This window comes from Streptomyces sp. NPDC090021, from assembly GCF_044748225.1.
Classification (GTDB): Bacteria; Actinomycetota; Actinomycetes; order Streptomycetales; family Streptomycetaceae; genus Streptomyces.
In genome coordinates this window covers 1-17,873 of record NZ_JBIVFO010000050.1, presented here as the reverse complement: position 1 = coordinate 17,873, position 17,873 = coordinate 1, and the positions used below count along the sequence as shown (strand labels likewise).

Annotated in this window: 18 protein-coding genes and 1 pseudogene; 16 read left to right on the top strand and 3 right to left on the bottom strand. The window is 73.4% G+C overall.

Annotation, left to right across the window (positions count from 1 at the left end):
• Window positions 1-68: 68 nt before the first annotated feature.
• Window positions 69-965, top strand: coding sequence for an alpha/beta hydrolase (locus tag ACIPXC_RS30630; RefSeq protein WP_401624610.1), 897 nt, complete (start codon window positions 69-71; stop codon window positions 963-965).
• Between the two features lie 795 nt (window positions 966-1,760).
• A complete protein-coding gene (locus ACIPXC_RS30625) occupies window positions 1,761-2,033 on the top strand; it encodes an SH3 domain-containing protein (protein WP_401624548.1) in 273 nt (90 codons plus the stop codon).
• 32 nt (window positions 2,034-2,065) lie between these two features.
• Here the strand turns inward: ACIPXC_RS30625 and ACIPXC_RS30620 are convergent, their stop codons facing one another.
• The gene (locus tag ACIPXC_RS30620) at window positions 2,066-3,646 is read right to left on the bottom strand and encodes an aminotransferase class I/II-fold pyridoxal phosphate-dependent enzyme (RefSeq protein WP_401624546.1); all 1,581 of its coding nucleotides are present in this window, start codon (window positions 3,644-3,646) and stop codon (window positions 2,066-2,068) included.
• A 72-nt stretch (window positions 3,647-3,718) separates the two neighbouring features.
• Between ACIPXC_RS30620 and ACIPXC_RS30615 the strand changes: the two genes are divergently transcribed.
• The 7 genes from ACIPXC_RS30615 (at window position 3,719) to ACIPXC_RS30585 (ending at window position 11,972) form a co-directional block, all read left to right on the top strand.
• Window positions 3,719-4,636 carry a LysR family transcriptional regulator gene (locus ACIPXC_RS30615; RefSeq protein ID WP_401624544.1) on the top strand — a complete coding sequence of 306 codons (918 nt, stop codon included), beginning with the start codon at window positions 3,719-3,721 and terminating at the stop codon, window positions 4,634-4,636.
• A gap of 397 nt (window positions 4,637-5,033) precedes the next feature.
• Complete coding sequence (locus ACIPXC_RS30610; protein ID WP_401624542.1) at window positions 5,034-6,188, top strand: ALF repeat-containing protein; 1,155 nt, start codon at window positions 5,034-5,036, stop codon at window positions 6,186-6,188.
• A gap of 596 nt (window positions 6,189-6,784) precedes the next feature.
• Entirely contained in the window at window positions 6,785-8,503 is a 1,719-nt protein-coding gene (locus tag ACIPXC_RS30605) for a PKD domain-containing protein (RefSeq protein ID WP_401624540.1), read from the top strand.
• Between the two features lie 329 nt (window positions 8,504-8,832).
• Window positions 8,833-9,690, top strand: coding sequence for a CPBP family intramembrane glutamic endopeptidase (locus ACIPXC_RS30600; RefSeq protein WP_401624538.1), 858 nt, complete (start codon window positions 8,833-8,835; stop codon window positions 9,688-9,690).
• Between the two features lies 1 nt (window position 9,691).
• Window positions 9,692-11,131 (top strand): sensor histidine kinase, encoded by a 1,440-nt coding sequence (locus ACIPXC_RS30595; protein WP_401624536.1) that lies wholly within the window; start codon window positions 9,692-9,694, stop codon window positions 11,129-11,131.
• The gene (locus ACIPXC_RS30590; RefSeq protein WP_401624534.1) at window positions 11,083-11,727 is read left to right on the top strand and encodes a response regulator; all 645 of its coding nucleotides are present in this window, start codon (window positions 11,083-11,085) and stop codon (window positions 11,725-11,727) included. The genes ACIPXC_RS30595 and ACIPXC_RS30590 overlap by 49 nt, the downstream gene beginning before the upstream one ends.
• A gap of 41 nt (window positions 11,728-11,768) precedes the next feature.
• Window positions 11,769-11,972, top strand: coding sequence for a hypothetical protein (locus tag ACIPXC_RS30585; RefSeq protein ID WP_401624532.1), 204 nt, complete (start codon window positions 11,769-11,771; stop codon window positions 11,970-11,972).
• A 340-nt stretch (window positions 11,973-12,312) separates the two neighbouring features.
• On the opposite strand, the gene ACIPXC_RS30580 is transcribed toward ACIPXC_RS30585, so the two are convergent.
• Window positions 12,313-12,945 carry a TetR/AcrR family transcriptional regulator gene (locus ACIPXC_RS30580; protein ID WP_401624530.1) on the bottom strand — a complete coding sequence of 211 codons (633 nt, stop codon included), beginning with the start codon at window positions 12,943-12,945 and terminating at the stop codon, window positions 12,313-12,315.
• A 107-nt stretch (window positions 12,946-13,052) separates the two neighbouring features.
• Here ACIPXC_RS30580 and ACIPXC_RS30575 point away from each other — a divergent pair, with 107 nt between their 5' ends.
• The 4 genes and pseudogenes from ACIPXC_RS30575 to ACIPXC_RS30560 form a co-directional block, all read left to right on the top strand.
• On the top strand, window positions 13,053-14,090 hold the full coding sequence (locus ACIPXC_RS30575) for an ABC transporter permease (RefSeq protein ID WP_401624528.1): 1,038 nt from the start codon (window positions 13,053-13,055) through the stop codon (window positions 14,088-14,090).
• Between the two features lie 90 nt (window positions 14,091-14,180).
• Window positions 14,181-14,426 carry an antitoxin MazE7 gene (locus ACIPXC_RS30570; RefSeq protein WP_386455703.1) on the top strand — a complete coding sequence of 82 codons (246 nt, stop codon included), beginning with the start codon at window positions 14,181-14,183 and terminating at the stop codon, window positions 14,424-14,426.
• A 2-nt stretch (window positions 14,427-14,428) separates the two neighbouring features.
• On the top strand, window positions 14,429-14,809 hold the full coding sequence (locus tag ACIPXC_RS30565; protein WP_401624526.1) for a toxin Doc: 381 nt from the start codon (window positions 14,429-14,431) through the stop codon (window positions 14,807-14,809).
• Between the two features lie 2 nt (window positions 14,810-14,811).
• Window positions 14,812-15,054, top strand: a pseudogene (locus tag ACIPXC_RS30560) (glyoxalase); the annotation flags it as partial.
• Window positions 15,055-15,090: 36 nt separating this feature from the next.
• Here the strand turns inward: ACIPXC_RS30560 and ACIPXC_RS30555 are convergent.
• On the bottom strand, window positions 15,091-15,576 hold the full coding sequence (locus ACIPXC_RS30555) for a hypothetical protein (RefSeq protein ID WP_401624524.1): 486 nt from the start codon (window positions 15,574-15,576) through the stop codon (window positions 15,091-15,093).
• Window positions 15,577-15,682: 106 nt separating this feature from the next.
• Here ACIPXC_RS30555 and ACIPXC_RS30550 point away from each other — a divergent pair, with 106 nt between their 5' ends.
• The 3 genes from ACIPXC_RS30550 to ACIPXC_RS30540 all read left to right on the top strand — a co-directional run bounded on the left by ACIPXC_RS30550 (window position 15,683) and on the right by ACIPXC_RS30540 (window position 17,709).
• Window positions 15,683-16,114: a GNAT family N-acetyltransferase gene (locus ACIPXC_RS30550; protein WP_401624523.1), complete on the top strand. Its 432-nt coding sequence runs from the start codon at window positions 15,683-15,685 to the stop codon at window positions 16,112-16,114.
• Window positions 16,115-16,408: 294 nt separating this feature from the next.
• On the top strand, window positions 16,409-16,891 hold the full coding sequence (locus ACIPXC_RS30545) for a hypothetical protein (protein WP_401624522.1): 483 nt from the start codon (window positions 16,409-16,411) through the stop codon (window positions 16,889-16,891).
• Window positions 16,892-17,301: 410 nt separating this feature from the next.
• Complete coding sequence (locus ACIPXC_RS30540; RefSeq protein WP_401624520.1) at window positions 17,302-17,709, top strand: PPOX class F420-dependent oxidoreductase; 408 nt, start codon at window positions 17,302-17,304, stop codon at window positions 17,707-17,709.
• Window positions 17,710-17,873 lie beyond the last annotated feature (164 nt).

Here is a 17,873-nt window from a genome sequence, read left to right as displayed (position 1 = left end):
TCGATCGGGCCCGGACGCACGACAGTTGGCGGGTGACCCGTCAGGCGGCGGCCGTGAGGATGGTCGTCATGGATCCCGAACTCGAAGCATTCGTCCCGTTCCTTCCCCGGACCGACTGGGCCGACCCGGCCGCCGCCCGCAGGATCTACACCGGGCTGGCCGCCTCGCGCCCCGCGCCGGACCTCACGGACGTGGAGGTCGAGGACCGCACGGTCCCCGGCGACCCCGATGTGCCGGTACGGATCTACCGCCCGCGCCACGCCCGGGGAGCCGTCGTCTGGCTGCACGGTGGCGGGTTCATCATGGGCGACCTGGAGACCGAGCACCCGTGGGCCGCCCGGATCGCCGACAGCGTCGGCGCGGTCGTGGTCTCGGTCGGCTACCGCACGGCCCCCGAGCACCGCTTCCCTGCCGCCCTGGACGACGCGTACGCCGCACTGGTATGGACGGCCGAGAACGCCACCCGGCTGGGTACGGACCCCGACCGGATCGCCGTCGGGGGCCACAGCGCCGGCGCGGCGATCGCAGCCGCGGTCGCCCTGCGGGCACGCGACGAGCAGGGGCCGCCGATCCGCTTCCAACTGCTGAACGAGGCCGGCCTCGACGACCGTCAGGAGACGTGGTCGGCCCGGCACTTCACGGACACCCCCTGGCTCGACCGCACCAAGATCGGCCATGGGTGGCGGCACTACCTCGGCCCGGGGCCGGCCACCCCGTACGCCGCTCCGGCCCGCGCCGAGGACCTCTCCGGCCTGCCGCCCGCCTACATCGCCACCGCGGAGTTCGACCCGAACCGCGACGAGGGCATCGCCCATGCGCTGAGGCTGCTGCAGGCCGGCGTACCGGTCGAGCTGCACCAGTACGCCGGAACCTTCCACGGCTCGCAGGCGATCCTCTCCGCCGCGGTGTCCCAGCGTCAGATCGCCGATCTCGTCGCCGCCCTGCGCCGCGCGTTCGCCGAATGAACCGATCCGGCAGCGACACGGGCGGCGCCGGCCGGACCTGGCGCGGCCCTTCCGGGTCGCGGATCTCGGCACCGGCCGCCCCGCGCGGCCCGACAGGCGGCACCGCGTCGAGGCGTCACCAGGACCTGCACCGCCGCTGCCGTCATGCAGCAGGTCGAACAGGGCCGGATCCGGCTCGACGCACCGTCCAGACCTTCCCCTCACCGGGCTGGGCGCAGAGCCCGGACGCCAACCGGTTCGGGCGGTTCCTCCCGGCCGAAGTCATCGACCTGGGGCTCGCGGCCGCCGGGGTGTACCGCGCAGGCGGACGGCAACGGGTACACCGAGGCCACCCGGCGGCCGGACGGCACATGGCTGAAGGTCTTCGCCGCCCGCCGCTGACCCCGGCACGCGACCGGCCGGGTGACCCCCCGGGCCGGTCGACGGCCGCGCACGGCGCCGCCGGGCGCACCCGCGGGCGAGGATGCACGAGCTCGTCCCCGTCCCCCCGCAGCAGGTACTTGGCCATGGTGCATCTCCTCCGTGCCGGTGTGACCGATTCTGGCCGCCTTCACTCCGGGGACGGAGCGGCAGGCCGCTTCTCGACATCCCGGGCCGACCCGTTGTGCGGCGACCGCCGTTTCACCCGACCTGAGCCGACCGACCGACACCACCATCGGAATGACGCCCGTGGGCCAGTCGTGCTGCGCCTGCGCACGCCTCCGACACCTCGGCGGTCATCGGGACCTACGGTGCCGTCAACCCGTCCCATGCCGGACTCCGTCCCGCCACTCCGGCGTTCCCTTGGAGGTCACGATGTCCCGTCCGCCCCAGCCGTTCGGCACCGTCGTCAGCACCGCCGGCGTCAACCTGCGCCAATACCCGAGCACGGACTCCTCCGTCGTGGGCAACCTCAGCCACGGCGCCGAGGTCGGTCTACACAGCAAGGTGCACGCCCAGACCATCGACGGCAACAGCATCTGGTACCTGCTGCGCGACAAGGCCGGCTGGGTCGCCGCCCGCCATGTCGACAACACCGGAGAGGTACCGCTGTCCAAGGACGCCCAACCGGCCTCTCCCCAGGGCTGACCCCCGCGCTCGGGCCGTCCGCGCCGGATTCCTCAGGTGACGACACGCAGGTGCGTCACACCGCGGTCGATCGCACCGCGTACGTGGCCGTTCGGCGCGGCCGCGGTCCGCTGGAGGAAACGGACGACCTCGGCGGTGATGACCTCGCCCGGCAGGACGTTGGGAATGCCCGGCGGGTACGCGGCCAGCGTGTCCGCGGAGATCCGCCCGACCGCATCCTCCGCGGACACGACCCGGGCGGGGCTCAGGAACGCCTCGCGGGCGGTGAGCTTCGCGGCGCCGGGGTCCGGGAGCCGCAGCTCGTCCGTGTCCGCGTCCGGACATCCGTCCGCGTCCGCATATCCGTCCGTGTCCGTGTCCGTTTCCGGGCCCCGGTCGCTGTCACTGGAGCCGGCCGGGTCGGTGAGCGGGGAGGGCAGGGCGTGCAGGGCCTCGACGAAGCGGTCGGTGTCCGGGACGGACCCCGCGCCGATCACGGCGACGATCGCCGCACCGGTCGCCACCTCGACCATGACCTGGTGGTCGCGGAAGAGCCGGCGCCGGGCTTCGTGGCCCGTGATGCCCCCGGCACGGGTGTCGATCGCGATCCGCAGCGGATCGGCCCCGACGATGTCGGGGAAGGCGTGGAACCCGTCGCTCACCACCGTGAACCGGCCCAGCGCGCGGACCGCGCCCCGTACCCTCTCCGCGGCCTCGACACAGCCGCCCGTGGCGTCGGCGTCGGTGGCGAGCCGCCTGCGGGCGAGATCCAGCGACGCGGTCAGCAGCGCACTTGCGCTGGTGGACTGGACGAGCCGGAAGGCGCGGTCCACCAGAGGTACGAGCCGGTCCGCGAAGTGCCCCTCGGCGAGGTGGAGCATCGCCGACTGCGTCAGGCTGCCCGCCAGCTTGTGCGTACTGGAGATCGCCAGGTCCGCGCCAGAGGAGAGCGCACGCGCGGGGAGACCGGGGTGGAAGCCGAAGTGCGATCCCCACGCCTCGTCGACGATCAGCGGGACCCCCGCGGCATGGGCGGTGTCCGCGATGGCGCGCACGTCTGCGACCGCACCGAAGTAGCTCGGCGAGACGATGTACACGGCGGCCGCGTCCGGTGTCCGCGCGAGCGCCGCCGCCACGTCAGAGGCGGTCACGCCGTGGGCGATGCCCTGCTCGGGGTCGACGGACGGCTGGACGAAGACGGCGTCCATGCCGGACAGCACCAGCCCGTCGATGACGCTGGAGTGCACGCTGCGCTGCACGACGAGGGTGCGTCCCAGTGCCGGGGCGACCATCGAGGCGATCTGGTTGCCCTGCGAGGCGCCGTTGGTCAGGAACCACGTACGGCGCGCGCCCCAGGCTTCGGCCGCCAGCCCCAGGGCCCGGTCCAGCGGGGTGTCCCGGCCGAGGTCGATGCCGTCGAGCAGCGGCGGGAAGTCCAGCGCCGTAATCCTCGGGCCGAAGAAGCCGGCGAGGTCCGAGCCGGGGGTCGCGGCGTGCCCGGGCACGTTCAGTCTCAGCCAGTCCCGTCCGGCATGGCGCAGCACCGCCTCGGCATACGGGGCGCGGAGCTGGGAGGAAGGGGCGTGCTGATCAGTGTGCCGATCGGTGTGCTGATCGGTCGTTCTCGTGTTCACCCCGGGAGCGTGACAGGCATCGGGCCATCGAAGAAGGATGGAGTTTTCGTTACCCCTCCATAAGATGCCTATATGCTCGACGTCAGGCATCTCCAGGTACTGAGGGCCATCGCGCAGGAGGGTTCGCTCGCCGCCGCCGGCCGCGCGCTGCACTACAGCCAGCCCACGATCACGCACCACCTCGCCGTGCTGGAGGCCCACTTCGACGCCCGCCTCGTCCAGCGCGGACCGCGCGGCGCCACGCTGACCGAACTCGGCGAGGCCCTGCTGCCCCACGCCGAGGCCGTGCTCGAGCGGCTGCGCCGGGCCGAGCTGGAGGTGCGCGGCCTCGCCGAGCGGGGGGCGCGCACCCTGCACATCGGCACGTTCCCCACCGCGGGCGCCCTGCTGCTGGCGCCCGCGGTCAGGCGGCTCCACCGGCAGGGGGTGCACATCTCGCTCACCGAAGGTGAGCTCCCTCTGCTGCTACGCGGGTTGAAGGCTCGCGAGCTCGACGCCGCCCTCGTCTTCTCACAGCCCGGCGACCGCCTCGACCTCGACGAGGACTTCGAGGTCCATCCGCTGCTGACGGACCCGCTCCTCCTCGTCATGCCGGAGGACCACCCGTGCGCAGCGCTGGACCGGGTTCCCCTCGGCGAACTGCGGGACGCCGCGTGGGTGGGCGCCGCCGATCCCCACGACCCGTGCGACCGCGTGCTCGCATGGGCGTGCGCCCAGGAGGGGTACGAGCCCCTGCACGCGCTGCGGACCGACGACTACGCGGTGGTCCAGGGTCTCGTGGCGGCGGGAACGGGCGTGGCCCTCGTCCCGCGGCTCGCCCTCGGACATCCCCGGACCGATCTGGCCGTGCGCCCTCTGGCCAGCCCCGACCTGGCCAGGGAGATCAGCGTCGCCCTCCTGCGTTCCACCTCGGCCGCCGCCGCCCAGGAACTGACCGCGGCACTGCAGGAGCAGGCCGCGCTGATCACGGAGCGCTGGTCCGAGGACTGATCGCGGGAGGCCGCCGGTCCGCGCCGGGCCCCGGGCTCCCGGCTCCCCGCCGATCCGGCCGGAGACCATAGCGTCGTCGGGTATGCGGTGGGAGGCTGCTGAGGAGCGGGTCGCGTGCACGGCGCGCCGCCTCGCCCCGCGCCGGACGGTCCTGCTCCTCCCGCGCCCGTGCACCGGCGTCGCCGTATCGAGGGCGTCCTGCGCCGGCCCGGCCAGGGCGGAATCGCCGTACAGGAGACGGCCCCGGCAGAGTGCCGCCGTCGCGCCCGCCCCGCCGCCGGCAGGACTCCGCGGCCGACCGGCACGGCAATAAAAAATGATGGATCAGGGCAACCATCTGCGCGGATCGGACGTCTTCGGTGCGAAGAAACGTTTCCAGGGGGTTTTGTCTGTGAAGTTGTCCCGGATTGCCGCAGCGGTCACCACCGCCGCTCTCGCTCCGGCCGTCCTCATCGCGTCACCGGCGTTCGCCGCCGGTTCGGACGCTCCGGCCGCCGGCAACCAGCCGGCTCCGACCACGCCGGACCAGTCCGTTCCCGACCCGGCCGAAGAGGACCGCAAGACCATCCTCGCGATCATCGCTCACCCGATGGCCAGCGAGTACATGAAGGAAGCCGGCCGGAAGGCCATCGCCGACGGCCCGCAGGCCATGAGGAAGTTCATCGAGGTCGACCAGCACAGGATCCGCATCGACGACTACCGGGTGGCGATCCTCCGCCTCTCCCACGATGCCGGGCCCGGCCTGAAGGAAGGCATCGAGAAGCTCTTCCGGGGCGGGGAGACCCTGGAGCAGCTGCAGCACTTCTACGAGGTGACCCAGCACGAGCTGCGCGACGACGACAACAAGGTCGAGATCTCCAGGATCATCAGCACGGGCGGCACCGCGGTCAAGGAGGCCGGCAAGAAGGCGCTCCAGGGCACCCCGGCCGACCGCATCGCGTTCCTGAAGACGGGCCGGTACCTCGCCCAGGCGTCGGACGACCGTGTCGAGCTCGCCCGCATCGACGAGGGCTGGCAGGGCCCGATCCTCAGCGAGGCGATCAGCAAGCTCCTGAACGGATCGCCGACCCCGGCCGAGCTGCGTCACTTCCTGGAGGTGACCCAGCACGAGCTGCGCGACCAGGACAACCGCGTCTCGATCGCCAAGATCATCGACGGTGGCGGTCCCGAACTGGTCAAGGCGGGCCGCGCAGCCCTGGCGGGCACCGCCGCGGACCGGGCCGAGTTCCTGAAGACGGGCCAGCACGAGGCCCGCGCCAAGGACCAGGCGGCCAAGGACAAGGAGAAGCCCGGCTCGGGCGAGGACGGCAAGGGGCAGGGCAACGGTTCCGGTACCGGCGGCAACGGCGCCGGCAGCGGTACGTCGACCGGCTCCGGCTCCGGCTCCGGCAACTCCGCCGTCACCGCCCAGGGCGGCAACGGCGCGTCCCTCGCCACCACCGGCGCGGGCGACAACACGACGATGATCGCGGGCGGCGCGGGTACCGCGCTCGTCGCCGGCGCGGGGCTGCTGCTGGCCGCCCGGATGCGTCGCGCCGGAGCGGCGGGCTGACCCGGTCCGCCGCCCGCCGCGCGTTCGCGCAGTGAGGGCCGTCACCCCCGAGGGGGCGGCGGCCCTTCGCCTTCTCGCACCCCCGCGGTTCAGTGCCTCTCCGTCAGCCGACCGCTGCGCCGCCGCCCACCCCGGCCATGCCAGGTGCCCCCTTGCTGTTGAGCGTCGCGCCGTCACAGGCAGGCCGGCAGGCCGGTGCCCTTCGCCCCCGGCGACGGCTGTCGGGGACATAGCCGACGGGCTCGCCACCCTTGTCCGTCAGGTGCAGGGCGAACCGGCAGCCGTGATCCGAGCCCGGGGCCGGCAGCCGCCGGTCGAGCAGGATGCCGAACCACCGGGTGGTGACCCCCTGCGCCCGGTCGACGTCGTCGGCCTTCCCGGAACGCTACGCCGACCCCGGGCCTCCCGCCGACCGGGCCCTCCGGCCCCGGGACCACGGCCCCCGGTCGATCACAAACCGTACAACCGACGGGTGTTGGCCCCTATGGAGTGAATCGCGCCGGAAGCCCGTGAGCCTTGGCCGGAACCTTCCATACGGTGGCCCCTCTTCGCTCATCACCACAACTGGGGGGCCGGTGCGCAACCACCGACTCGTAATGACCGCTGCCTTCGTGGCGGCCGGTCTCGGCATCATCCCGGGCACCGCGCAGGCGGCTGATCCCGTACCCGTCGCGGCCGGCGTGGCCGAGGCGATCACCGAAGCATCCACGTCCCAGGGCTTCCACAGCCCCGCGGACCGCACGGTCCGTACCACCCTGCCCGCCGCCACCGAGGGGAAAACCCGGGAGAACGCCAAGACCGCCGCGCCGCAGACCGCCCGGGCCGCGACGACCGGGCAGGCGGCGACGACCGAGCAGGCCGCACTCGACGCGGGAGCCAACCCCGGCCTCGCCGTGGACGTCAGCGGCACCAGCTACACCGCGCACGGGATCGAGCTCACCACCCTGATCACGAGCGCCGACTTCGCGCTCGACGTCGTCATCGACTGGGGCGACGGGAAGACCGACACGGCCACCGTCCAGGGCACCGCCGAACTGCACCACTCGCACACGTACGACAAGTCCGGCGAGTACCAGGTGCAGGTGAAGGTGACCGACGCCGCCAACGCCGTCCAGGCCACCAACGGCGGTGCCTTCCTCACCCCGGGCGCCGACTTCACCCCGCACGCCCCGACCCGGCTCCTCGACACCCGCGACGGCACCGGCGCGCCCCTGGCCAAGGTCCCCGGGCAGGGCACCGCCCGGGTGAAGGTGGCCGGGAACGCCGCCATCCCGGCCGGTGCCACCGCGGTCGCCCTCAACGTCACCGTCACGGAGACCGTCGACAGCGGCCACATCACCGCCTGGCCCGGCGCCGGATACGACCGCCCCGTCACCTCCAACCTGAACTACACGGCCGGCCGCTCCGTCCCGAACCTGGTGATCGTGCCGGTGGGCGAGGACGGATACGTGGAGCTCTTCAACGGCGGCTGGAGCGCGGTGGACCTGATCGCCGACGTCACCGGTTACTTCACCCGGTCCTCGGGCAGCGGGTACGCCTCGATGACGCCCGCCCGGTTCGTGGACACCCGGGAGGGCGTCGGCGCGCCCCAGGGCATGCTCGGCGCCCGCAGCGCCTTCACGACCCCGATCGGTGGCCTGCAGGGCGTACCGCAGAACATCAAGGCCGTGGCCCTGAACGTCACGGTGACCGAACCGCAGGGGCCGGGTCACCTGACCGCCTACTCCGGCACCGGGGCGGTACCGACCGCGTCGAACCTCAACTTCGTGCCCGGCCAGACGGTGGCCAACGCAGTGATCGTGCCGGTCGCCTCCGACGGAACCATCAAGATCTTCAACGGTGCCTGGTCGCCGACCCACGTGGTGGTCGACGTCGTCGGCTACTACAGCACGGAGAGCAAGGCCGCCTTCCTGCCCTTCACCCCCTTCCGGACGCTCGACACCCGCGTGGAGGAGTACGGCTGGGCCGGCGGCAGGTTCCGGGCCCGCGAGTACATCACGAAGGGGTTCACCCCCGAGGCCGCGACCCCGGCGGGTGTCGAGGCGTACGTGCTCAACGCCACCGTCACCGAGACCGGCGGCACCGGCTTCCTCTCGGTCGCGCCGAGCCCCGACGCACTGCCCGAACCGGGCGACCCGGCCGCACCCGCCGCGGCGCGTCCCGTCTCCTCCACCCTGAACTGGACCGCCGGTACGACCGTGCCGAACCTGGTCCAGGCGGCCGACGGCGACCACGGCGTCATCAACTTCTGGAACCAGGGCCATGAGGACGCCGACCTGGTGCTCGACGTCTTCGGCGTCTACCAGACGAAGTGACCCCCCGGGGTGACGCGCCCGTGCGCGTCACCCCCTCCCACGGCGTCCACAGGGCACACACCGGCCTGTCGGCGGGTGCGTCCAGCGTTGCGGCGTGATCTGGACCACCGCTCAGGACACCCTCCCGCCCGCCGAGGGCGCCCGGCTCGCCGCCTGGCTCGGCCCCCGGGATCCCCGCCGGGCACGGGGACCCGGCTGCCCGGAGCGGGGGTGTACCTGGATACACCCCCTTCGGTACCCACGTGCAAGGACCGGCCCGAACCGCACCGGCAGCATCGATGAGGGGCGTGACAGGCACGCCCCGATCGACCCACGGGGAGGCCGGGCGCATGCCGGGAACCGAGCAGGTGCAACAGCGGGCAGGGCGGGCAGGGCGGAGCGGGCGGCGGAACGGCTGGGCGGCGGAAGCCGGGGTGTTCCTCGTCGTCGCCTTCGTGGCGGCGGGGTTGTGCGGGGCCGTCCAGCCCGCGACCGGTATCCCGCCCGAGGTGGTGCAACTGACCCAGTCCGGGCCCGCCGTCGCCGTGGCCGCCGTGGCGCTGCTGTGGCCCGGCCGGATCAGGGACCGGCTCGCCGGCACCCTGCCCACCCGTGAACGGACCGGAGGCACGGCCGCTCGCCGGGCGGCTCTCCTGCTCACCCCCGTCCTCATCATCGCCCTGTGCGCGGGTGGCTCCCTGCTCACGTCCGGCTCGCTCCCCGTCACCGGCCCGCAGGCCTTCGCCCACCCCGTCGTCCTGGTCCTGGCCGCCCAACTCCTCGGCGCCTGCGCCGAGGAGATCGGCTGGCGCTGCCACCTGCAGCCGCTGCTGCGCACCCGCTTCGGTCCCGTCACCGCGTCCGCGCTGGTCGGCGTCGCCTGGGGCCTGTGGCACGTACCGGTGTTCACACACGAGCCCGCCTACGCCGCGGGGTTCCTGCTCGCCACCACCGCCATGTCCGTCATCCTCGGCCTCGCCCTGGAGGGCGTGAGGAGCAACCGGCTGCTGCTCGCCGGCGGCTTCCACACGCTGGTCAACCTCGGCATGCTGTACGTGACGGACGAGACGGCCGCGGCGACCGCGCCCATGCTGATCCTCGGAGCCGCCTGCCTGGCCGCGGCCCTCCCGTGGCTCGCCGCCACCCGCCGGGCCGCGCAGTCGGCCCCGGATAGGATCACCGACGCAACGGCGCACGGGGTGCGCTGACATGACGGGACGACGGGTGGGGATGGCGGCGCAGGGGAGCAGGCGGCCCGGCAACCGGGGTGTGCCGGCCCGGATCCGGAGTGCCGCGGTGGACCTCGGCCGCTGCCAGCTGCTGTCCCTGGCCGCGTTCGCCGTGTCCGGCGCAGGCGGCCTCGTCATCGGGGCCCTGCTGCTCCTGCCCGTCGGCGCCGGTTTCCTCCTGCTCCCGCCCGCGGCGACGGCCCTGCGCCGCATGTCCGACCGCTACCGCCGTTGGGCCGCAGCATGGACTGCCACCGGCACCGGCACCGGCACCGGCACCGGCACCGGCACCGGCACCGGCACCGGACCCGGACCCGGACCCGGACCCGGGTCCGGGACGGGGACCGGGGAGGGGACCGTCATCAGTCCGCCGCAACCGCTTCCGCCCCGGCCCGCCGGCAGGGGCGGCCGCCGCCGACGGACCCTGGCGATCCTCGGCGACGCCGGATTCTGGCACGACCTGCGCTGGGCCTGGGCGGAGCCCTGGACCGGCGCGCTGCTCGCCGCCGTGCCGCTGGCCCTCGTCGAGTACGGGCTCTTCGGCGCAGCCGTCCAGCCCTTCGTCTGGCGGCTCCTGGGCGACGGCAACCGGTACGCCTTCGTCCTGGTCGACTCCACACCGTCGATGCTCGCCGCGCTCCTCCTCGGCTGCGGGTTCACGGCCGCCGGACTGCGGCTGGCCCCCCGGGTCCTGCGGATGCACGCACGCTGGAGCAGGCGGCTGCTCGCCGCCCCGTACACCACCGAACTCGTCCGCCGCATCGAGCACCTCGCCGGTTCCCGCGCCGACGTCCTCGACGTCCAGGCCGCCGAACTGCGGCGCATCGAAAGGGACCTGCACGACGGGGCACAGGCCCGACTGGTCTCCCTGGGCATGACCCTGGACGAGGCCACCCGCCTCCTCGACCACGACCCGCAGGCCGCCCGCGCCCTGCTGCAGGAGGTACGGGCCACCTCCCAGCGGGCCCTCCAGGACCTGCGCGAGCTGGTCCACGGCGTACTTCCGCCCGTACTCGCCGACCGGGGCCTCGGCGACGCGGTGCGCTCGCTCGCCCTCGACAGCCACCTCGACGTGCACGTGGCGGCGGCCCTGCCCGGACGGCTCCCCGCCCCCGTGGAATCGGCCGGCTACTTCGCCGTCGCGGAACTGCTGGCCAACGCCGCCAAGCACTCCGGCGCACCCGAGGTCCGCATCCACCTGAGCCACACCGGCGGCGCCCTGCGCGTCACGGTCGCCGACGACGGCCGCGGCGGGGCGGACCCCGCCGGAAGCGGACTGCGGGGTCTGCGCCGCCGCCTGGAACCCTTCGACGGAACCCTCGTCCTGCACAGCCCGCGGGGCGGCCCGACCACCGCGACCCTGGAGATACCGTGCGCGTCGTCCTTGCCGAAGACCTCTTCCTCCTCCGGGACGGGCTGACGCGCACCCTCCAGGACCACGGCTTCGACGTGATCGCCGCCGTCGACAACGGCCCGGCCCTGCTCAGAACGCTCATCGAGGAGGAGCCGGACGTGGCCGTCGTCGACATCAGGCTGCCGCCCACCTTCACCGACGAGGGGCTCCAGGCGGCCCTGGCGGCGCGCCGGTCCCGCCCGGCCCTGCCCGTCCTCGTACTGTCCCAGTACGTGGACCAGCTCTACGCCCACGAACTCCTCGCCGGGGGCCAGGGAGCCATCGGCTACCTCCTGAAGGACCGGGTCACGCACACCACCCAGTTCGTCGACGCGGTACGCACCGTGGCGGCGGGCGGTACGGTGATGGACCCGCAGGTCATCGCACGCCTGCTGGCCCGCGGCGACGCCCGGGGCACCACGGCGGGACTGACACCGCGCGAGCTGGACGTCCTGCGCCTCATGGCCGAGGGGCGCTCCAACGCGGCCGTGGCACAGACCCTGTTCATCAGCGAGAGCGCGGTCGCCAAGCACACCGCGGCCATCTTCACCAAGCTGCGGATCGAACCGTCCGCGGACGACAACCGGCGCGTGCTGGCCGTCCTGGCCTACCTGAAGCGGTAGCACGGACGGGCAGGTGCCGCCCGGCGTGGTGAGATGCGGACATGGAAGCCGTGTTCGCCAGCCTGATAGCCGTCACCGGAACCCTGTTGGGTTCCCTCATCACCCCGACCGTCCAGCGCCGCGCGAGTGCGCAGGCGGAGGTCTTCACCCGGGCCCAGCAGCTGCGGCAGGAGCGCCTGACGACGTACAGCGCCTACGCCGGATCGGTCACCGCGCCGAAACGGGCCACCGTCACCCTGTGGTAGCGGCTCCAGGAGGCCCCCGACGGCCCCCAGGCGCGGGAGGCCTTCGCGGAGTGCGACCGTCTCGGCGCGGCCACGGAGAACGCACATTTCCACGTCCGGCTCCTCGCCGCCGATGCCACGCTCGTCGCCCTCGCCGCCGCGGCCTTCGACGCCATCGGCCCGCTCCGTGCGGCCCCCACCCGAACGGAACTGGCCGACCGCGAGCGGGACCTGCAGGACACCCTCGACGCCTTCGTCACCGCGGCCACGGCCCAGATCCACTGAGGGGGGTGATGATCTCCGGCCCCTGCTCTGCGACCTGAGCAGTACGCAGCCGACGGCGACAGGGCCCGGTCCCGTTTCACCGTCCTGCCGGTGGGCCGTCCGTCATGGACATCAGACCGCGCAGGCCGTCGCGGAGTATGGCGGGGTCGATCCCGCCGAACAGCGCCTGCTGGGTGACGTATCCCTGGGTCGTCGCGATGAGGGTGCGCGCGATGTGTGCGGTGGGGACGCCGGAGTGGAGCATGCCCGCCTCGCGGTAGCTCTCCACGAGCCTCACCCAGGCCCCGCTGATCTCCTCGTAGCCGCGGCGCAGCAGCGCAGCGAGTTCCTCGTTGCGCAGGGTCTCGGTCCAGACCTGGAGCATCAGGCGGGGGAGGTCCCGGGGGTCGGCCCCGGGCTCCCCGGCCCGTACGTCCAGGATCGTGCCGAGGACCTCGGAGATCAGGAGGTCCGGGGCGGGCGGCGGGCTCTGTTCCGCCGCCGCCTCGAACGCGCCGCGGATGGACAGGAAGGTCTCCTCGGCGATCGCGACGATGAGTTCGTCCTTGCTGCGGAAATAGCGGTAGACGGCTCCGGCGGACAGGTCCGCCTCCTTCAGCACGTCCTGCATGGACGTGGCGTGGAAGCCGTTGCGCGTGAAGCAGCGGGTTGCGCCGTCGAGGATCTGCCGGCGGCGGGCGTCGAGGTGCGCCTGGGATACGCGTGCCATGCCCCCAAGTTAAAACGAACATTCATTCTTGACAAGTCGAGGAGGTCGTCCCACAGTGGGGCCAGGACGTAAAACGAACGATCCTTCTCTTTGAATCGAGACCCGTCATGTCAGTGACACCCGCCTCCGGCCACACGGTCCCGGCCTCCCGCCGCGTCCTGGCCGTGATGGTCATGGTCCCGCTCCTCGCCGCACTGGCCCTCTGGGCCTTCGCCTGGCCGGCCACCCGGATGGCCCCGCGCGACCTGCCCCTCGGCGTCGCCGGACCCGCCGCCGCGGCCGTCCCGCTGGAGCAGCGGCTCGCCTCCCGCGAGGGGGCCTTCGAGATCCACCGGTACGCCGACGAGGCCGCTGCCCGTACCGCCGTCCGCAACCGCGAGGTGTACGGCGCGGTCGTCGTCACCCCGCAGGGCCCGCACCTGGTCACCGCGTCCGCCGCGAGCCCCGTCGTGGCGCAACTGCTGACGCAGGCCGTCGCGTCCCAGTCACCGCCCGGAGCTCCGGCCGCGCCCGTCACCGACGTGGTGCCCACACCCGCCGCCGACCCCCGCGGAGCCGCCTTCGGCGCGAGCGTCCTGCCCCTCGCCCTCGCCGGGGTCGCGGCCGGCGCCCTGGTCTCCCTCGGCGGTCTGCGCGGCGGCCGTGCCGTCACCGCGGTCCTGGGCGCCGCCACCCTCGTGGGTCTGACCGGCGCCGCCCTCGCCCACAGCTGGCTGGGCGTCCTCACCGGCAACTGGTGGGCCGAGGCGGGGGGCCTGGCCCTCACGGTCGCGGCCGTCGCCGGGGGCGTCGCAGGGCTCCACGCCCTCCTCGGCAAGCCCGGCATCGGCCTCGGTGTCCTGCTCGTGGTCCTGCTCGGCAACCCGTTCTCCGGCGCCGCGGGCGCGCCGCACCTGCTGCCCGAGCCCGCCGGGCTCGTCGGCCAGTGGCTGCCGCCCGGCGCGGGCAGCTCGCTGCTCCGCTCGGTCGCCTTCTTCGACGGCGCGGGCGCGGCCGGACCCGCGCTGGTCCTCTCCCTGTGGGCCGTGCTGGGAGTGACCGCCGTCGTGGTCGCCGACCGCCGCCGCCCCGCCCCGGCCGCCCACGCCCCCGCGGCCCCCTCGGGCGCGGCCCCGGTGGCCGCGGCCCCGGCTCCCCGGCCGTAGCGACACCCCCGGCGCCCCGGTCTCCGACGCGGGGCGCCGGGATCCTCCGTACCGTATTCACGAAGGTATGCACCGGTGCATACTCGGGGCATGGCAGACACGACTGTGAAGATCGACTCGGCGACGCGGGACCGGTTCGCCGCGGTGGCCGCCGCCCGTGGCATGAGCGTCCGCGCCTATCTGGCGGAGCTGGCCATCGAGGAGGAGAACCAGCTCGCTCTGGGCAGGGCGACCGCCGTGTTCCGCGAAGTCGTCGGCCGACCGGGCATCGCCGAGGCGTTCGACCGTGAGTTCGGCGGGCCGCCCGCGCCCGCCCGCCCGGGCCGGGCGGCCTGATCTTGGAACTGCACATCGACATCCGCTGGCTCCTGGACCGGCAGGAGGAACTCCTGGTCCAGGACCTGGGCGTCCTGGACTACTCGGGCCTGGTCGCCGCCGTCGCGCGGCACCGCGTGAACACCCCGGCCCTGGCGGCCGACGCACCCGACGCCTACTGGCGGGCGGCGGCACTGCTGGAGCAGATCGTCCTGCTGCGCCCGCTGCCCGCCAGGAACGAGTACTTCGGCTACGGCGTCGCCGTGGCCTACATCAGGGCCTCCGGCAAGGACGTCGACACGGCATTCGAACCGTGGCGCGACCTGATCACCGACATCCGCGCCCTGCGCCTGAACGTGTACGACGTGGCCGAGCGGCTGCGCTCGATGGGCCCGCCTTCCTGACCGTCGGTCACGGGCTGGGCGTGGCGAAGAGCTTCGGCGGCACGCACGTCGAGTTCACCGCCCGAGGCGCCGGTTCCGTCAAGCCGGCCCTCTCCAAGCGCCGCGCCCTGGCCAAGGACCTCGGCGTCCCCGCCGACGGCACCGGCTCGCACCGGGTCGTCCCCGGCAGCACCTGCGACGCCTTCACCGACCCGGACGGATTCACCTGGGAAGGTCCCGGGGCGCACGCCCCCGCGCAGCACTGATGCCCCGCCCCCGAGCCCCGACGGCGTGGCGTCGGGTCACGCCCCGTACGCAACCACGCGCGCGTCGTCGACATAGAGACACAGCGCGCCGTCCACCGGGCACCTCAGGCCGACCGAGAGACCCCGCACCTCCCCCTCCGCGGTGAACGAGAGCGCGACCGCGACCTGGAAGACGTCGTGTCCCGCGGGGCAGCGGGGCAGGTCCCCCGGTTCGAGTCCCGGGCCCGGCGACGAGGGCGGCAACGGTGTGCCGGTCGGCTCCAGCCGCCACCGGCGGGCGCCGGAGCGCACGTCCCCGTCCGTGATCCCGAGCGGTATGCAGCAACCCACGCAGAAGCACTCGCCCGCGGCGACCTCGAACTCGTCCTCCTCGGCACCGCACATCGTGCACGTGGCGAGCAGGGTCTCGACCCGCCCGCCCGGCTCGCCACGGACGGCGCCGCGCACCAGGCGCAGTGCGTCCTCGGGCCCGGCTGCGGGCGTTCCCCCCGCTGCGTACGTCCAGCCGGTTCCATGATCCATGAGAGGGATCCTCGCACGTCGCTCCAGTGCGACGATCATGCGAAGGATCGGGCGGCGTCGCGAAAATCAGCGGTGGGGGAGCGGCCGCACCTGCTTGGATGCCGTCATGACCACCGTTCTTCCCGCTGAATACGAGATATCCGCCGACTCCGCGCGGATCGATCCCGCCCTGGTCCACAAGTGGCTGTCGGAAGACGCGTACTGGGCCCACGACCGGTCCCGGGAGAAGCAGGACCGGGCCATCGCCGGTTCCCTGAACTTCGGCGTCTACGAACGGGCGTCCGGCCGCCAGGTCGGCTATGCCCGCGTGGTGACCGACCGGGCCGACTTCGCCTGGCTGTGCGACGTCTACATCTCCCGGGAGGTGCGCGGCAAGGGACTGGGAACCGCGCTCGTCGCCGCGGTGCGCGACCATCTCTCCCCGTACAACCTGCGCCGCGTCCTGCTGGCCACCGCGGACGCGCACGAGATCTACGCCAAGTTCGGCTTCGCCCCGCTGGAGGCGCCCGAGCGGTGGATGGCCCTCGGCAGCCAGTAAGCCGCCCACTCCCGCCGTGAAACCGGCGGCGGTTGCCCGCCGCGGTCCTCGGCGGCCTGCCGGCACCGCGCCCGCACCGGGCCGCTCCCGCCGCGCGCCGGCCCGCCTGCGGAGCGCCCCGCGCTCATGACCGTCCCGCTGGATGCTGCGCTCACCGCACCGAGCCGACAGCCGGAGCCCGCGGATGTTGTGGGCTTCCTGCTCGCCGCCGGGGTGACGAGTGGGAGATCATGAGGGTGGTGTGGCGCAGTGCGGGGCATTGCGGTTCGGCTCGGTGCGAAGGATAAGCAGGCTGTGCGGGAGGCGGAGTTCGTCACCGTCGCGGGACTGGTCGCGGCGGTGGCACAGGGGGAGAGCGGCGCTCTGTGGCGGCTGGAGGCCGCCGACCGGCAACTGGACGCCAACCTGGTGCGCCACCTGCCCGGGACGGGCGGGGCGGCGTACGTCGAGGACGAGGTCGACGTGATGCTGGTCGTCGTCGGGGGCGGTGGCACCCTCACCCTGGACGGCACGTCGTCCCGGCTGTCGCCCGGCTTCCTCGGTCTGCTGCCGCGCGGCACCTCCCGGGCGCTGCTGGCCGGCCCCGAGGGGCTCCTGGTACTGACCGTGCACAACAGGCGCCGCGGAATGAGCATCGGACGGAGCACCCCGGCCGCCCCGCCGGAGCCGTGCGCGCTGCACCTGGTGTGCGTCCGGTGCCACCGGCACGCGATCGAGGCGGACGCCCGCTACTGCACCGGCTGCGGCACGGCATTGCCGGAACGCGGCAGCCCCTGAGGGCGGGACGTCACAGGCCGGCCTCGGCGAGGACGCGGTCCATCCGGGGCCGCGGAGTGCGGGGCCTCGGTCACCGCGCCGGGCCACGGCCCCGCGCGCAGCGTCGACCCGTGGCGGCCGGCCGGATGCGCGGCCAGGCGCACGAGGACGTTCGTGGGGCGGCCGGGTTCTGCCCGAGCCCCGAGAGCCGCAGCTCCTTGAGGTGCACCACGGGCCCACGCCGGCCGCCCGCGCCGCCGCCCGGGCCGGGCCCGGAGGCAGCCGGGCGGCTTTGATCCGCCACATCCGCCCTCGGGAGTCGCGCCGTCACGTTCAGTGGTGCCGCGGCGGGGCTATGGTGACACAGGGTCAGATGTTGTCGGGTTCCGTACCACGGGTACGGGACCGCCCTTCCGGAAAGGCTTGCACCCGTGTCTGCTGAACTCTCCGATGATCTGAAGCGCCTCATCGACGACGCTCCCATGTTCGCGACGGTGGCGACCATCCAGCCCGACGGCAGCCCGCAACTGTCCGTGACCTGGATCATGCGCGACGGCGACGCCCTGCTCATCTCCACCACCGAGGGGCGCAGGAAGGAACAGAACCTGCGCCGGGACCCGCGCATCACCGTGATGATCAACCCGCCCGACGCGCCGTACACCTACGCCGAGGTGCGGGGCACGGCCGAACTGAGCACGGAGGGCGGCCAGGAGCTGATCAACGAGCTCTCGCGGAAGTACACGGGCAAGGACTACCGGGACTTCAACCCCGCCTCCGTCGACGACGCCCCGCGCGTCGTCGTGCGGGTGACTCCCCGCAAGGTCGTCGGCTCGATCTAGGGCCTGTATTGAGTTGCCCCGCGGCGTCGCGACGCCCGGCACGCACCCTCGGCGCACGAGCCGAATGTCCTAGTGTCCTGAGTCTTAGAAAAGCTATAGAAGTATGCTGGGCTCATGGCACGCATGGGTCGACCGACGGTCGACGTGGTTCTGACGGATGACGA

Bases quoted from the DNA above. Each gene is read 5' to 3' on its own strand.
- ACIPXC_RS30550 (WP_401624523.1), top strand. From the start codon at position 15,683: ATGACCACCGTTCTTCCCGCTGAATACGAGATATCCGCCGACTCCGCG.
- ACIPXC_RS30625 (WP_401624548.1), top strand. From the start codon at position 1,761: ATGTCCCGTCCGCCCCAGCCGTTCGGCACCGTCGTCAGCACCGCCGGC.
- ACIPXC_RS30570 (WP_386455703.1), top strand. From the start codon at position 14,181: ATGGCAGACACGACTGTGAAGATCGACTCGGCGACGCGGGACCGGTTC.
- ACIPXC_RS30630 (WP_401624610.1), top strand. From the start codon at position 69: ATGGATCCCGAACTCGAAGCATTCGTCCCGTTCCTTCCCCGGACCGAC.
- ACIPXC_RS30595 (WP_401624536.1), top strand. From the start codon at position 9,692: ATGACGGGACGACGGGTGGGGATGGCGGCGCAGGGGAGCAGGCGGCCC.
- ACIPXC_RS30575 (WP_401624528.1), top strand. From the start codon at position 13,053: ATGTCAGTGACACCCGCCTCCGGCCACACGGTCCCGGCCTCCCGCCGC.
- ACIPXC_RS30580 (WP_401624530.1), bottom strand. From the start codon at position 12,945: ATGGCACGCGTATCCCAGGCGCACCTCGACGCCCGCCGCCGGCAGATC.
- ACIPXC_RS30585 (WP_401624532.1), top strand. From the start codon at position 11,769: ATGGAAGCCGTGTTCGCCAGCCTGATAGCCGTCACCGGAACCCTGTTG.
- ACIPXC_RS30605 (WP_401624540.1), top strand. From the start codon at position 6,785: ATGACCGCTGCCTTCGTGGCGGCCGGTCTCGGCATCATCCCGGGCACC.
- ACIPXC_RS30615 (WP_401624544.1), top strand. From the start codon at position 3,719: ATGCTCGACGTCAGGCATCTCCAGGTACTGAGGGCCATCGCGCAGGAG.
- ACIPXC_RS30600 (WP_401624538.1), top strand. From the start codon at position 8,833: ATGCCGGGAACCGAGCAGGTGCAACAGCGGGCAGGGCGGGCAGGGCGG.
- ACIPXC_RS30555 (WP_401624524.1), bottom strand. From the start codon at position 15,576: ATGGATCATGGAACCGGCTGGACGTACGCAGCGGGGGGAACGCCCGCA.